This is a genomic window from Flavobacterium nitrogenifigens, from assembly GCF_003254565.1.
Lineage (GTDB): Bacteria > Bacteroidota > Bacteroidia > Flavobacteriales > Flavobacteriaceae > Flavobacterium > Flavobacterium nitrogenifigens.
The window spans coordinates 1-15897 of sequence record NZ_QJRI01000181.1 but is presented as its reverse complement, the minus strand read 5'-3'; the positions used below and the strand labels follow the sequence as shown (position 1 = coordinate 15897).

Annotated in this window: 10 protein-coding genes; all 10 read left to right on the top strand. The window is 36.1% G+C overall.

Annotated features, from left to right (window positions below):
- Positions 1-15 precede the first annotated feature (15 nt).
- Positions 16-1419, top strand: a complete 1404-nt coding sequence (nrfD, locus tag DM397_RS20110) for an NrfD/PsrC family molybdoenzyme membrane anchor subunit (protein WP_008466839.1) — start codon at positions 16-18, stop codon at positions 1417-1419.
- Complete coding sequence (locus tag DM397_RS20105) at positions 1412-1936, top strand: DUF3341 domain-containing protein (RefSeq protein ID WP_111379238.1); 525 nt, start codon at positions 1412-1414, stop codon at positions 1934-1936. The genes nrfD and DM397_RS20105 overlap by 8 nt, the downstream gene beginning before the upstream one ends.
- Before the next feature lie 8 nt (positions 1937-1944).
- Positions 1945-2490: a c-type cytochrome gene (locus DM397_RS20100; protein ID WP_111379237.1), complete on the top strand. Its 546-nt coding sequence runs from the start codon at positions 1945-1947 to the stop codon at positions 2488-2490.
- 27 nt (positions 2491-2517) lie between these two features.
- On the top strand, positions 2518-3912 hold the full coding sequence (locus DM397_RS20095; RefSeq protein WP_111379236.1) for a quinol:cytochrome C oxidoreductase: 1395 nt from the start codon (positions 2518-2520) through the stop codon (positions 3910-3912).
- A gap of 19 nt (positions 3913-3931) precedes the next feature.
- On the top strand, positions 3932-5122 hold the full coding sequence (locus DM397_RS20090) for a cytochrome c oxidase subunit II (RefSeq protein WP_111379235.1): 1191 nt from the start codon (positions 3932-3934) through the stop codon (positions 5120-5122).
- A gap of 30 nt (positions 5123-5152) precedes the next feature.
- Complete coding sequence (locus DM397_RS20085) at positions 5153-6955, top strand: cytochrome c oxidase subunit I (RefSeq protein WP_008466848.1); 1803 nt, start codon at positions 5153-5155, stop codon at positions 6953-6955.
- 108 nt (positions 6956-7063) lie between these two features.
- Positions 7064-8086 carry a Holliday junction branch migration DNA helicase RuvB gene (gene ruvB, locus DM397_RS20080; RefSeq protein ID WP_111379234.1) on the top strand — a complete coding sequence of 341 codons (1023 nt, stop codon included), beginning with the start codon at positions 7064-7066 and terminating at the stop codon, positions 8084-8086.
- A gap of 11 nt (positions 8087-8097) precedes the next feature.
- A complete protein-coding gene (locus DM397_RS20075) occupies positions 8098-9444 on the top strand; it encodes a cytochrome P450 (protein ID WP_111379233.1) in 1347 nt (448 codons plus the stop codon).
- The gene (gene queG, locus DM397_RS20070; RefSeq protein ID WP_111379232.1) at positions 9444-10367 is read left to right on the top strand and encodes a tRNA epoxyqueuosine(34) reductase QueG; all 924 of its coding nucleotides are present in this window, start codon (positions 9444-9446) and stop codon (positions 10365-10367) included. The genes DM397_RS20075 and queG overlap by 1 nt, the downstream gene beginning before the upstream one ends.
- A gap of 514 nt (positions 10368-10881) precedes the next feature.
- On the top strand, positions 10882-15897 hold a 5016-nt coding region (locus DM397_RS24115; protein WP_111379231.1), incomplete at its 3' end, for a beta strand repeat-containing protein.

Genomic DNA, 15897 nt, shown 5'->3' with positions numbered 1-15897 from the left:
ACAATATAAAGGATTATGTCGTCTCACTACGAAGCACCCATTAGAAAACCTTTAGTTATTGGTGATAAATCTTATCACGATGTAACTGTAGATGTAGCTGCACCTGTTGAGGGGCCTGCAAACAAGCAATGGTGGATTGTATTTTCAATCGCATTAATAGCCTTCCTTTGGGGGTTAGGTTGTATAATTTACACCGTATCTACCGGTATCGGAACATGGGGATTAAATAAAACAGTTGGCTGGGCTTGGGATATTACTAACTTCGTTTGGTGGGTTGGTATTGGTCACGCCGGAACATTAATTTCTGCGGTATTATTACTTTTCCGTCAACGTTGGAGAATGGCCATCAACCGTTCTGCTGAAGCTATGACTATTTTCTCAGTAGTTCAAGCAGGTCTTTTCCCAATCATTCACATGGGACGTCCATGGTTAGCATACTGGGTATTACCTATTCCAAACCAATTTGGATCGTTATGGGTAAACTTTAACTCACCTTTACTTTGGGACGTATTCGCGATTTCAACGTATCTTTCAGTATCATTAGTTTTCTGGTGGACTGGTTTATTACCTGACTTTGCAATGCTTCGTGATAGAGCAATCACACCATTTAATAAAAGAGTTTATTCTATCCTAAGTTTTGGATGGAGCGGTAGAGCAAAAGACTGGCAACGTTTTGAAGAAGTATCTTTAGTATTAGCTGGTTTAGCTACTCCACTTGTACTTTCTGTACACACGATTGTATCTATGGACTTTGCTACTTCTGTAATTCCTGGATGGCATACAACAATTTTCCCTCCATACTTCGTTGCTGGAGCGGTTTTCTCTGGATTCGCGATGGTAAACACATTGCTTATCGTTATGAGAAAAGTATCTAACCTTGAAGCATACATCACATTACAGCATATCGAGTTAATGAACATCATTATCATGATTACTGGATCTATCGTAGGTGTTGCTTACATCACTGAGTTATTCGTAGCTTGGTATTCAGGTGTAGAATATGAGCAATATGCATTCTTAAATAGAGCTACTGGACCTTACTGGTGGGCATATTGGTCAATGATGACATGTAACGTGTTCTCTCCTCAGTTCATGTGGTTCAAAAAATTAAGAACTAGTATCATGTTCTCATTCATCATTTCGATTGTAGTAAACATCGGTATGTGGTTTGAAAGATTCGTAATTATTGTTACTTCTTTACATAGAGATTACCTTCCATCTTCTTGGACAATGTTCTCACCAACATTTGTTGATATTGGAATTTTCATTGGAACAATTGGTTTCTTCTTCGTATTGTTTTTATTATACTCTAGAACATTCCCTGTAATTGCTCAGGCAGAGGTTAAAACAATTTTGAAAGGAACAGGAGATAATTACATTAGAGAAAGAGCAAACAGTAAAGATTCACATCATGAGTAATAAAGTTATATACGCCATTTATAATGACGATGACGTTTTGATGAGTGCAGTAAAGAAAACTAGAGCTGCTCATCATCATATTGAAGAGGTTTTTACTCCATTTCCGGTTCACGGATTGGATAAAGCCATGGGATTAGCACCAACAAGATTAGCAATATGTGCTTTTTTATATGGATGTGTTGGTATTTCTGTTGCAACAACTATGATGGGCTACATCATGATTCATGACTGGCCACAGGATATTGGTGGTAAACCAAGTTTTAGTTTCATCCAAAATATGCCATCTTTCGTGCCAATTATGTTTGAGATGACTGTATTCTTTGCAGCTCACTTAATGGTAATTACTTTTTACATGAGAAGTAGATTATGGCCTTTTAAAGAAGCTGAAAACCCAGATGTAAGAACAACTGATGACCACTTTTTAATGGAGGTTGCTGTAAATGATAACGAAGCTGAGTTAGTTTCTTTCTTTGAAGGAACTGGAGCTGTTGAAGTTAAAGTAATAGAAAAGAATTAATTGTAGCTATGAAAAGGATATATAAAATAACACTTTTAGTTGGTATAACTATTTTAGTTTCATCTTGCCACAATAATTCGGCACCGAACTATCAGTATTTCCCAAATATGTATGAGTCTGTTGCTTACGAGCCATATTCAGAAGCAAAAATATTTAAGGGAGGAAAAGAAGGACAGCTTCCTGTTGCAGGAACTATCAATAGAGGTTTTGAACCTTATGAATATGAAAATTCAACGGCTGGTTATGAATTAGCAAAAGCTAATCTAAAATCACCATTGACAGAAGAAGAGAAAAACTCTGGAAAAGGGAAAGAACTTTTCGAAATTTACTGTATTAGCTGCCATGGTGCAACTGGAAACGGTAAAGGTAAATTGGTTGAAAGAGAGAAATTTCTTGGAGTACCTAGCTATAAAGACAGAGAGATCACTGAAGGAAGTATTTTTCATGTTGAGACTTATGGTTTAAATGCAATGGGTTCACATGCAAATCAATTAAGTGCTCACGAACGTTGGTTAGTTGCTGACTATGTTCTGAAACTAAGAAGCCAATTATAATTGTTGAACAAACTGATCGTAATAGATATGTATACATTTTCAAGTAAATTAAAAACTTTTTCTATCATCTTAATGGCCGTTGGTTTATTAGGAATTGGGTATGGTTTTTTAAGTGCACCAAAAGATATTCAAGAAGTTGAAAAAATACTAGCTGCAGATGAACATGGTTCACATGGTGCTGCACATGAAGAAAAAGCGGAGGCATCTCACAAAGAAGCAGGTCATCATGAAGCTGCTGAAGCTGCACATGACGCTCACAAAGGAGCTGCACATGCTGAAGTTTCTGGTGCAAATGAGCACGAAAAACATTTAGAGCACGTATTGCACCAATTGCAAAATAAGCCTTGGTCTGCTGTATATGTAGCTTGTATTTTCTTTTTACTGCTTTCAATGGGAGTTTTAGCTTTTTATGCTATCCAACAAGTTGCTCAAGCAGGTTGGTCTCCAGTTTTGTTTAGAGTTATGCAAGGTATCACAGCTTATTTACCAGCTGGTTCTGTTATCTTCTTTATCATCTTAGTTTTATGCGGATTACACTTCAACCATATCTTTGTTTGGTTAGGTGAAGGTGTAACAGATCCTAAAAACGCTAATTATGATGCAATTATTGCTGGAAAATCTGGATATTTGAACTTTCCTTTCTGGATCGTAAGAGCTGCTATCTTTTTAGGAGGTTGGAATTTATACCGTTATTTTTCTAGAAAAAACTGTTTAGCTCAAGACGAGGCAAATGATGATCTTTACTACAAAAAGAACTTCAAAGCTTCTGCTGGATTCTTAGTATTCTTCATCGTTTCTGAGTCTATCATGGCTTGGGATTGGATTATGTCATTTGATCCACACTGGTTTAGTACATTGTTTGCTTGGTATGTATTTGCTTCTTTCTTCGTAAGTGGTATTACAACTATTGCATTAGTAACAATTTATTTAAAATCAAAAGGATACTTAGAGTATGTAAATACAAGTCATATCCACGATTTAGCTAAGTTTATGTTTGGTATTAGTGTATTCTGGACTTATTTATGGTTCTCTCAATTCATGTTGATTTGGTATGCTAATATTCCAGAAGAGGTAACTTATTTTGTAACAAGAATTCAATTATATAACCTTCCTTTCTTTGGAGCGGTTGTTATGAACTTTGTTTTCCCATTATTAATATTAATCAATACTGATTTCAAACGTCTTAACTGGGTTATTGTAATGGCAGGTATTGTGATATTATTAGGTCATTATGTTGATTTCTTTAATATGATTATGCCTGGTACAGTAGGAGACAAATGGTTTATTGGAGTTCCTGAAATTGCATCGATTCTTTTCTTCTTAGGTTTATTTATATTTGTTGTATTTACTGCATTAACTAAATCTCCTTTGCTTGCAAAAAGAAATCCTTTCATCGAAGAAAGTAAACATTTTCATTATTAATATTTAAAGAAGTAAACAGATGACAAGTTTGTTGGTAATTATAGTTTTAGTTTTATTAGCGGTTGCATTATGGCAATTGACGAAGATATTTGATCTTACTCAGGTAGGATCGTCTTCTGATGATTCTCAGGTTGCATCAGATAATGACAATAACGTTCAGGGATATATTATGTTTGGCTTTTTAGCTTTCATTTATATATTTACGATTTATGGTTTACTAAAATGGGGTAATTTGGTACTTCATACTCCTGCTTCTGAGCACGGTGGTTTAGTAGATAATTTAATGAATATTACTTGGGTTTTAATCTTTACAGTTCAAGTTATTACGCAAGGTTTGCTTTACTGGTTTTCTTTTAAAAATAGAGGAAACAAGGATAGAAAAGCATTATTCTTTGCTGATAGTAATAAACTAGAAGCAATCTGGAGTATTATTCCATCTGTTGTTTTAGCTTGTTTGATTCTTTACGGATTATATGCTTGGAATAACATCATGTTTGTTGATAAAGATGAAGATGTAATCGAAATCGAATTATACGCTCAACAATTTAAATGGACAGCAAGATATGCTGGACAAGACAATGTTTTAGGTAAAGCTAACGTACGTTTAATTGAAGGAGTTAATACATTAGGGGTTGACATGTCAGATCCTAATGCTCAAGACGATATCGTAGTTTCAGAATTACACATCCCTAAAGGTAAAAAAGTTCACTTTAAAATGCGTTCTCAGGATGTATTGCACTCTGCTTACTTCCCTCACTTTAGAGCTCAAATGAACTGTGTTCCTGGTATGGTTACTGAATTTGCTTTCGTTCCAACTTATACAACTTCAGAGTACAGAGAGTTACCATTTATGGTTGAGAAAGTAGCACATATCAATAAACTTAGAGCTGAAAAAAGTACTGAGTTAGTTGCAAAAGGAGGTACAGCTTTAGACCCTTATACATTTGATTATTTATTATTATGTAATAAAATTTGTGGAGCTTCTCACTACAACATGCAAATGAAAGTTGTTGTTGATACTCCAGAAGATTACAAAAAATGGTTAAGTGAAAAAACTACTTTAGCTCAGGATATTAAAGCTGCAAAAGCTGCTGAAAAACCAGCTGAAGGAGCTGCACCAACTACAGATACTGCTGCAAAAGTAATTGACACTGTTAAAACTGTTGTTGATACTGTTAAAGCGGCTGTAGCTAAAGTTGCGATGAAATAATATTATTAAGAAAATTTAAAGTACAAATATATGTCAGCAGAAGCGCACGGTCACGATCACGGACACGATCACGAGCACGAACATCATCATAAAGACACGTTCATTACTAAATATATTTTTAGTATTGATCACAAAATGATTGCTAAACAATACTTGATTACTGGTATTGTTATGGGAGTAATTGGGATTGCAATGTCCTTGCTTTTTAGAATGCAATTAGCGTGGCCAGAAGAGTCTTTCAAAATATTTAATGTTTTATTAGGAGATAAATTTGCACCTGATGGTGTAATGGCAAATGATATTTATCTGGCTTTAGTTACAATTCACGGTACCATCATGGTATTCTTTGTACTGACGGCAGGTTTGAGTGGAACATTCAGTAACTTATTGATTCCACTTCAAATTGGAGCTAGAGATATGGCATCTGGATTTATGAATATGATTTCATACTGGTTGTTTTTCTTATCTGCAGTTGTAATGTTATGTTCTTTATTTGTTGAAGCTGGACCAGCATCTGCAGGATGGACAATTTATCCTCCATTAAGTGCATTACCACAAGCAATTCCTGGATCTGGAACAGGTATGACATTATGGTTAGTATCTATGGCTATTTTCATCGCATCTTCTTTGATGGGATCTTTAAATTACATTGTTACTGTACTTAACTTAAGAACTAAAGGAATGTCTATGACTAGACTTCCTCTTACAATCTGGACATTTTTCGTAACAGCTATTATTGGTGTTATTTCATTCCCAGTTTTATTATCTGCAGCTTTATTATTGATTTTTGATAGAAGTTTTGGTACTTCATTCTTCTTATCTGATATCTATATTGCTGGAGAGGTTTTACACTACCAAGGAGGTTCGCCTGTATTGTTTGAGCACTTATTCTGGTTCTTAGGTCACCCTGAGGTTTACATCGTAATCTTACCAGCGATGGGACTTGTTTCAGAAATTATGGCGACAAATGCTCGTAAACCAATTTTCGGTTACAGAGCGATGATTATGTCAGTTCTTGCAATTGCATTCTTATCAACTATCGTTTGGGGTCACCACATGTTTATTTCAGGTATGAATCCTTTCTTAGGATCTGTATTTACTTTTACAACTTTATTGATTGCAATTCCATCTGCTGTAAAAGCTTTTAACTGGATTACAACTTTATGGAAAGGTAACTTACAATTTAACCCTGCAATGTTATTCTCTATCGGAATGGTTTCTACTTTCATCACTGGAGGTTTGACAGGAATCATTTTAGGAGATAGTACATTAGATATTAACGTTCACGATACTTACTTCGTAATTGCTCACTTTCACTTAGTAATGGGTATCTCTGCACTTTACGGAATGTTTGCTGGTATTTACCACTGGTTCCCTAAAATGTACGGAAGAATGTTAAACAAAAACTTAGGTTATATTCACTTCTGGGTAACTGCAGTTTGTGCTTATGGAGTTTTCTTCCCAATGCACTTTATCGGATTAGCTGGTTTACCAAGACGTTACTATACTAATACAAACTTCCCATTATTTGATGATTTGCAAAATGTGAATGTTTTAATTACAACATTTGCTCTTGTAGGAGGTGCGTTCCAATTAGTATTCTTATACAACTTCTTTAGCAGTATTTTCTACGGTAAAAAAGCAACTCAAAACCCATGGAAATCTACTACATTAGAGTGGACTACACCAGTTGAACATATTCACGGTAACTGGCCAGGAGAAATTCCTCACGTATATCGTTGGCCGTATGACTACAGTAACCCTAATCACGATGTAGATTTTGTTCCTCAAAATGTACCAATGAAAGAAGGTGAAGAAGTTTTACACCACTAAAAAAATAATTAAAGGCTGTCAGAAATGACAGCCTTTTTTGTATAGTTAAAGTTTTAATCGTTCAGATTAACTGTTTTACAAACTGATTAGTTTATATATCTTTGTGGGATGAATGAAAATCTCGATCCTACTACTAAAGGATACAACTCAGAAGAGTTAGATCTTGAAAAAAGATTGCGTCCGCTATCATTTGATGATTTTGCCGGACAAGATCAAGTTTTGGAAAATTTGAAAGTCTTTGTTGCCGCTGCCAATCAGCGTGGTGAAGCGCTAGACCATGCCCTTTTTCATGGTCCTCCAGGTCTAGGGAAAACTACTTTAGCAAATATCTTAGCAAATGAATTACAGGTTGGTATTAAAATTACTTCTGGTCCAGTATTGGATAAACCTGGTGATTTGGCTGGTTTGCTAACAAACCTAGACGAAAGAGATGTTTTGTTCATTGATGAGATTCATAGACTTAGTCCTGTTGTTGAAGAATACTTGTACTCTGCAATGGAAGATTTCAAGATTGATATTATGATTGAATCGGGACCAAATGCAAGAACGGTTCAAATCAATTTGAATCCTTTTACTTTGATTGGAGCAACAACTCGATCGGGATTGTTAACAGCTCCTATGCGTGCCCGTTTCGGGATATCTTCACGTTTACAGTATTACACGACCGAACTTTTAACTACTATTGTTGAGAGAAGTGCTTCTATTTTAAAGATGCCTATTGACTTAGAAGCGGCGATTGAAATTGCTGGAAGAAGTCGTGGAACTCCTCGTATCGCAAATGCTTTGTTAAGACGAGTTCGAGATTTTGCACAGATTAAAGGAAATGGAAGAATAGATATTGAAATTTCAAGATATGCTTTAAAAGCACTAAATGTAGATGCGCATGGTCTAGATGAAATGGATAATAAAATATTGCTGACCATTATCAATAAATTTAAAGGAGGTCCGGTTGGACTTTCAACGTTGGCTACAGCAGTTAGTGAAAGCAGTGAAACCATCGAGGAGGTTTATGAACCTTTTTTAATTCAAGAAGGATTTATTATGAGAACACCTCGAGGCAGAGAAGTTACAGATAAAGCCTATAAACATCTTGGAAAAGTAAATACTAATAATCAAGGAGAGTTGTTTTAATACTGATAGAAATGTCTATAAGTAAAAAGTATAATTATCCGCCAAAGCTCTCTATTTTAAGATTTTTTATGGATGCTGAAGGAGTTCGTAGAAATCCGATACCGTATCATGAAAAATATTTTGAGCGGTTTGGAGACTCTTTTTCTATACGAATTGGAAAATCAAGACATATTATCTTGTCAAGAGATAATGACGTTGCTCAGTATATACTACAGAAAAATCAAAAGAATTATTATAAATCTAAATTCCAGTCTGTTTATCTTTCTAAATATTTAGGAAAAGGTCTTTTAACGGTTGATGGAGAATTTTGGCTCAAACAAAGAAGACTTATTCAGCCTGCTTTTCATAAGCAAAAAATGAATCAGTTGGTTGATAATATGAAGCTAACTATTGTTTCTGAGCTCAATGAAATTGTCACAGATAAAAAAGTAGATCTTTTTCCGATGATGAGCGAAGTAGCATTTAATGTTGTCGCTAAATCATTATTTCAATTTTCTATTGAAGAAGAAAAACTTAACCGAATAAAATATATTATTGAGGCGGTTCAGAATTTTCTAATTAAGGAAATTAGATTGCCACATAAAGCATGGTGGTTTTCAATTAGCGGTCAGGTAAAAAATCACCTTCAATTAGCGAAGGAAAATGATGCAATCATTAGAGGTATTATTGAAGAGAGAGTTGCTTCTCAAAATGAAGTGAATGATTTATTGAACATGCTTTTGGAAACTCGTTATGAAGATACTGGAGAGGGTATGTCTGTTGAACAATTAATAGATGAAATTAAAATTCTCTTTATTGCTGGACATGAAACAACGGCTAATGCTCTCACTTTTACATTGCAATTGCTCGGAAGCCATTTAGATGTACAGCAAAAAGTATTTGAAGAAATTCTTAAAGTTGAATCGGAAAGTGAGAATGTTGTAGAACAGCTCCAAAAAATGACATATATAAATGCAGTTTTGAATGAGTCAATGCGTTTGTATCCGCCTGCTTGGATTACAGACAGACAAAATGTAGAGGACGATTCTTTAGGTGAGTTTATTATAAAAAAAGATACTTTAATTGGTGTTTCTTTTTATGAGTTGCATCGAAATCCAAAATATTGGGATAATCCAGAACAATTCAATCCAGATCGTTTTTTAGGGGAACAGAAAAAATATTCTATGCAATATTTTTATCCCTTTGGAGCAGGACCAAGAATGTGTATTGGTGCTGGTTTTGCTATTTATGAAATGTGTTTGGCAATTTCCCATATTATTAAAAAGTATAAAGTTGTTTCAGTAAGAAATACGGTCAATTTTAATCCTTTGATTACCTTAAAACCTGTTGATGTTGAAGTTGTTTTTTCTGAAAGGTGATGATTAATTCTAAAGAAAAATATTCGAAGTTTATAAAAGAAGAAGCCAAAAGACTTGGTTTTCTTTCTTGCGGTATTTCTAAAGCAGGTTTTTTAGAGGAAGAAGCGCCGCGACTTGAAAATTGGTTAAAGAATAATCGGAATGGTCAGATGGCTTATATGGAAAACCATTTTGACAAACGTTTAGATCCGACTTTATTGGTTGATGATGGTAAAAGTGTTGTGTCGCTTTTACTGAATTATTATCCAGATTCTTTTCAAAATGACGAAAGTTTTAAGATTTCTAAGTATGCCTACGGACAAGATTATCATTTTGTGATCAAAGATAAACTAAAAGAACTTCTTCATTCTATTCAAGAAAATATTGGTGAAGTTTCAGGACGTGCTTTTGTTGATTCAGCACCTGTTTTGGATAAAGCTTGGGCAGCCAAAAGCGGTTTGGGTTGGATTGGAAAAAATAGTAATTTGATTACTCAAAAAGTTGGCTCATTTTACTTCATAGCCGAACTTATTATTGATTTAGAATTAGAATATGATCATGCTGTAACAGATCATTGTGGCAGTTGTACCGCTTGTATCGATGCCTGTCCCACGCAGGCAATTGTTGCTCCCTATATTGTAGATGGAAGTAAATGCATTTCGTACTATACCATCGAATTAAAAGAAAATCTTCCCGAAGAAATGAAAGGAAAATTTGATGAATGGATGTTTGGCTGTGATACCTGCCAAGATGTTTGTCCATGGAACCGATTTTCGAAACCACATTCAGAACCTTTGTTTAATCCGAATCCAGATTTGCTTTCTTTTACTAAAAAAGACTGGTTAGAGATTACAGAGGAAACTTTCCGAACAGTCTTTAAAAATTCCCCTATCAAAAGAACCAAATTTGATGGTTTAAAGCGTAATATTAAATTTTTACAATAGTATTTAAAATATTTTATTTTATTTATATTACTGATTATCAAGGCGTTTTCTTGCGTGCGCACTTTTCTTAGCCTTTTTTATTTCTTACGTTTTATTACTTATTTGTCAATAAATTCTGTAAGAATTTTAAATTATCGTAATTATTTAAGAAAATTCAGTCCTTTCATTATCAAATGTTTACAAAATTTTGATTTTCAGCCGATGAACAATTGTTAAAAACTGTTGTTTGACGACTTTATGTGCACTTTGTCGGAATAATAAGGTTCGATTTGGTTTCGCGATATACTTTCGCACTTTCCAAATCTACTTATTTTAAAACCAGAGAGACTTTTTTAGTCTTTTTAATACAATGTCATGGTCTACATAATGTCCTTTTTTTGTGTAAGTCTCAGGAAAACTTTTTCAAGTTTTTCAAAATCCAATTTATTTTTTTTCACGTATCCCACACATATACTAAAAACGATCTTCCGTTTTTTAGTATCCAAAATTTCTGTTCCACAAACACAAGTCGTCTATGCGTAACTCTACTTTTTGTAAGTCTGGATTTTCTAGACTAATTCTTTTTATCTTATTTGCCGTATTACCAATAACTTCATTCGCACAAGTATGCGGAACCCCTGGAGTTGATGGACCTGTTGCTGTGTCAAGCTCTGTAAATACGTACTATCCAATTTCAGGAAATATTACTTTAAATGCGGGAGCTCAATCTATTTTGTTAGCTGGAGTGCCTGCAACAGATCAATATTCGAATAATTTTGGAGCCACTCCGATTTCAGCTGGAGACTTGATTTTAATTATTCAAATGCAGGATGCAACGATAAATTATACAAATACAATTAGTTATGGTTCTGGAACAACAAGTAGTGGCCCAGATAATCAAGGAGGTACAGGATTTACGTCTCTTGGTAATACTGGAGTTTTTGAGTATGTAATTGCGACGAATAGTGTACCCTTATCGGGGGGAAATTTGACATTCAAAGGTACTGGAGCTAATAACGGTGTCTTGAATAGTTTTTATAATGCAAATGCTACGACAACACGAGGAAAGAGAACATTTCAAGTAGTGAGAGTACCTCAATACTCTAATTTAACCCTTACAGCCAATATTACTACACCACCGTTTAATGGAGTTGCTGGTGGTATTATTGCTTTTAATGTTTCTGGAACTTTTAATTTTAATGGTTTTAGTATTGATGGTAGTGCAAGAGGGTTTCGAGGAGGATATAGTCCAAAAGCAGATTCGAATGCTAACGATTCTAAAACTTATGTTGATGACTCTTCAAAAAGTAATGTTTCTGGAAAAGGGGAAGGAATAGCTGGTACGCCTAAATATATGTGGGATGGCTTTAATCAGGTAGCAAGTACAGTCGAAGGAATGCCTGGAGGTTCTGCTGGAAGAGGTGCTCCTGCCAATGCTGGAGGAGGAGGTAATGACCACAACACCGGTGGAGGTGGAGGAGGTAATGGTGGTTTTGGTGGTCTTGGTGGTGCTGGATGGCAAGGAGGAGGAGGAGATCTTTTTTCTAATTATCTTACAGGAGCAGGAAGACCAGGGTCAAAATCTTATGTTACGACTACAAAATTCCCAAGACTTATTATGGGCGGTGGCGGTGGCGCAGGAGATGCAAATAATGCGTCTTCTGGTGTAAAAGGAGGTGTTGGAGGGGCAATTATCCTTATTAATGCTGGAAATGTTTTAGGAAGCGGTACTATTTATGCTAATGGAGGAAAAGGAGCACCAGGAACTTATGCTAGTTCACCAGATGGTGCAGGAGGAGGAGGAGCTGGAGGAACAGTTTTGTTGAATGTTTCTAATAATAGTACAGCAAATATAAAAATAGAAGCGAACGGTGGTGCCGGAGGAAATACTGAAAATGACGATAACAATGAACACGGACCAGGTGGAGGTGGAGGTGGTGGAATTATCTGCCATAATGTTTCAAGCACAGTTGCGATTACAACTAGTGTACTTGGTGGGGCTGCAGGTAAATCTAATGCAGGAAAAGGAATTAATCATGGAGCTGTTGAAGGAAAAGATGGTTATGTATCAACTTTTACAGTTGCAGACGTGCCACCAAATTTACAGGTTAATGCAAATTGTTTTCCAGTCCTTGAAACAAAAGTAAAAACATTATCTACTACTGCGGTTTGCAATGCTATTGATGAAAAAGTTTCTTATGAAATCGAAATAAAAAATACGGGAGCAGGAAATGCTGCTGGTGTAATGTTGGATTTTAGTTTTCCACCAGGTATCGAATTTGATTCAGCTACGGCAGTTTATTCTACTGGAGCTTCGGGACCAGCAGGAACTCTATCGAATTCGGCTACGGCTAATAATCCTGTTTTTGGAGGATTTAACATTGCACAAATTGGTGTTGTGACCATAACTTTAGTTGGAAAAGTAGCAACTTCAATAGCTGCAGGAACTTATAGTGCAAATGCACAAGCATTATATCTTGACCCAACACGTACAATAGCCAATTCCACTAGAAGAATAACGGCATTTACAAATGCTTATGGTAGTGCAAATAAAACGTACGAAGGTACAGGCCAATCAAATGTTCCAGGTGTAAATTTTAGCGGAACAGGTACTGCTGTTGATAATATTTCAATTTTAGCTTTACCAGCAGCTCCAACTGTGAGTGTAACACAAACAACTTGTGCATCTCCAACTGGAACTATAACGGTAAATACACCCGCAAATGATTCAGGAATAAGTTATACTTTAACAGGAACGAATCCTATATCTGCTTCGGTAAATAGTACAACTGGTATTTTTTCTGGATTGGTACCAGGAACTTATTCTGTAACAACTACAAACGAACAAGGATGTACTTCTGCTGCAAATACTGGTATTGTTATTAATGCTGTTGATGGTGCCCCAACAACAACAGGGGTAACTATTTGTCAAGGTGAAACAGGATCATTGACAGCTTCTTCAGCTTGTGCGGTTTCTAGTAGTATTGGACCGCTGTTTGGTATAGCTAGTAATGTTGACGGAATAGGGTCAGTTGATTGGTTGAATCCTACAGGAGCTAATTCAAATGGTTCAGGTGTAGCATCTGCAAGCAGTAATAATAATCGAACCACAAAATACCTTCACGTAAGAGATTTTAAGTTTTCTATTCCCGCAAATGCTAAAATAAAAGGAATTGCAGTGACAATTGGACGTTATGCAAGTTTAAATAATACTGGTAATAATAACAATAACAATGTTTCCGATAATGTTGTTAGTTTAATTAAAGCAAATGCAATTGTAGGAGAAAATAAAAAAAGCGCAGTTACTTGGTCAAATAGTAGTACAGCGGTTGTTACTTATGGTGGTGGGGCTGATTTATGGACAGCCACTTGGACGCCAGATGAGATTAATAATGCTGGTTTTGGAATTGCTTTAGCTGCAAATATTAGTAAGTCCGGCAATAATACAGTTACCGCATATGTTGATTATATGCAGATAACAGTAAGCTATACTATAGGAGAAATAGAATGGTATACAACATCCACAGGTGGTTCATCAATTTATACAGGTACTTCTTTTAATCCAGTAGGAGTCACAGGATCTGGATTGACAAGTACTGCTACAGCAACAACAAAAACGTATTATGCGGCTTGTTCAGGTAATGCGAATTGTAGAGCGGCAGTTAATTTTGTTATTAATGCAAAACCAACAATTACAGGAATTGCTCCTAACTCAAGGTGTGGTGCAGGAGAAGTAACTTTGGGGGCAACAGCATCAGCAGGAACGATTAACTGGTATGCAGCTTCTACAGGAGGCTCATCATTAGGAACAGGAGAGAGTTTTACGACACCAAGTTTATCTACAACAACTTCCTATTATGTTGAGGCAACAGATAATGGTTGTGTAACACCAACAAGAACAGAAGTTAAAGCAACAATAAATTCAGTTCCAACAATAAATTCTACAACAGAAGGTTCGATATGTGGTTCTGGATCAGTAAAATTAACCGCAACTGCATCAAATGGAGTGACTATTAATTGGTATGCTGATCCTACAAGTTCGAAAGTATTAGAAACAGGAACCACTTTTAATACTCCAATTTTAACAGCTACTACAACTTACTATGTTGGAGCAGTAACATCGTTAGGTTGTACATCAACGTCTAGAATTGCTGTTGCAGCTGTTGTAAATAATGCTTCTACTATTGTATTTACAAGTGGTACTCAAAATCCAACAGTTTGTTCTGGAGCATCAGTTCCTAGTGCAGTATATACTTTTGGAGGAAGTGCTACAAATGCTACAGTATCTAACTTGCCTGCAGGGTTATCTGCTGCGGTTGATGCTAATGCAAAAACAGTAACAATTTCTGGAAACCCAACAGCAGCAGGTACTTATACAATTACAACGGTTGGTCATACTGCGCCTTGTATAGAAGCAACAATTCAAGGAATTGTAAGCATAACACCGAATGTGTCTATTGCACCATTTTCGCCAGCAACGTCTTCTCGTTGCCAAGGAGTTGAAACAATAACAAAAACTACAACAGCAACAAATTCAACAGGTATTACATATAGCCTAGATTCTGCAAGTAGCGCAGGCGGAAATACTATAAATTCAGCTACTGGAGCAGTAACTTATGCAGCTGGATGGTCGGGAATAACTACAGTCACAGCAAGTGCTGCAGGATGTAATGGACCAGTAACAACTACTTACATAGTAACGACAAATGCTTCACCTACAGCAACTATATCTGGAAATTTAACGGCATGTTTAACTACGACTTTAACAGCGAATTCAAATGCAAATTCGCCAACTTATGTATGGTATAAAGATAATGCTGCAATCTCTGGTCAAACTTCTTCTAAGTTAGTTGTAAATTCCAATGGAGATTATAAAGTAAAAGTTAGGAATTCTTCTGGATGTGAATCAACTTCTGCTACTTCTACAGTAAAATTTAGTGATACCGAAAAACCTGTTAAGCCTGTATTGGCTGATATTACAGGAGAATGTTCTGCAACAGCAGCAGCTCCGACAACGACAGACAATTGCGCAGGAACAGTGACGGGAACAACAGCAGATCCTTTGACTTATAATGCTCAGGGAACCTACACCATAAACTGGACTTTTAATGACGGTAACGGAAATGTAGAAACAGCAGTCCAAAAAGTGATCATTAAAGACACGGAGAAACCTGTCAAGCCCGTATTGGCTGATATTACAGGGGAATGTTCTGCAACAGCAGCAGCGCCGACAGCCATAGACAATTGTGCAGGAACGGTGACTGGGACAACGACAGACCCATTGGCATACAATGCTCAGGGAACTTATACGATTAACTGGACTTTTAATGACGGCAACGGAAATGTAGAAACAGCTACTCAAAAGGTAATCGTTAAAGACACGGAGAAACCTGTAAAACCAACATTAGCAGATATTACGGGAGAATGCTCCGCGACAGCAGCAGCGCCGACAACGACAGACAATTGTGCAGGAACAGTGACTGGGACAACGACAGATCCATTGGCATACAATGCTCAGGGGACTTACACGATTAACTGGACTTTTGATGAC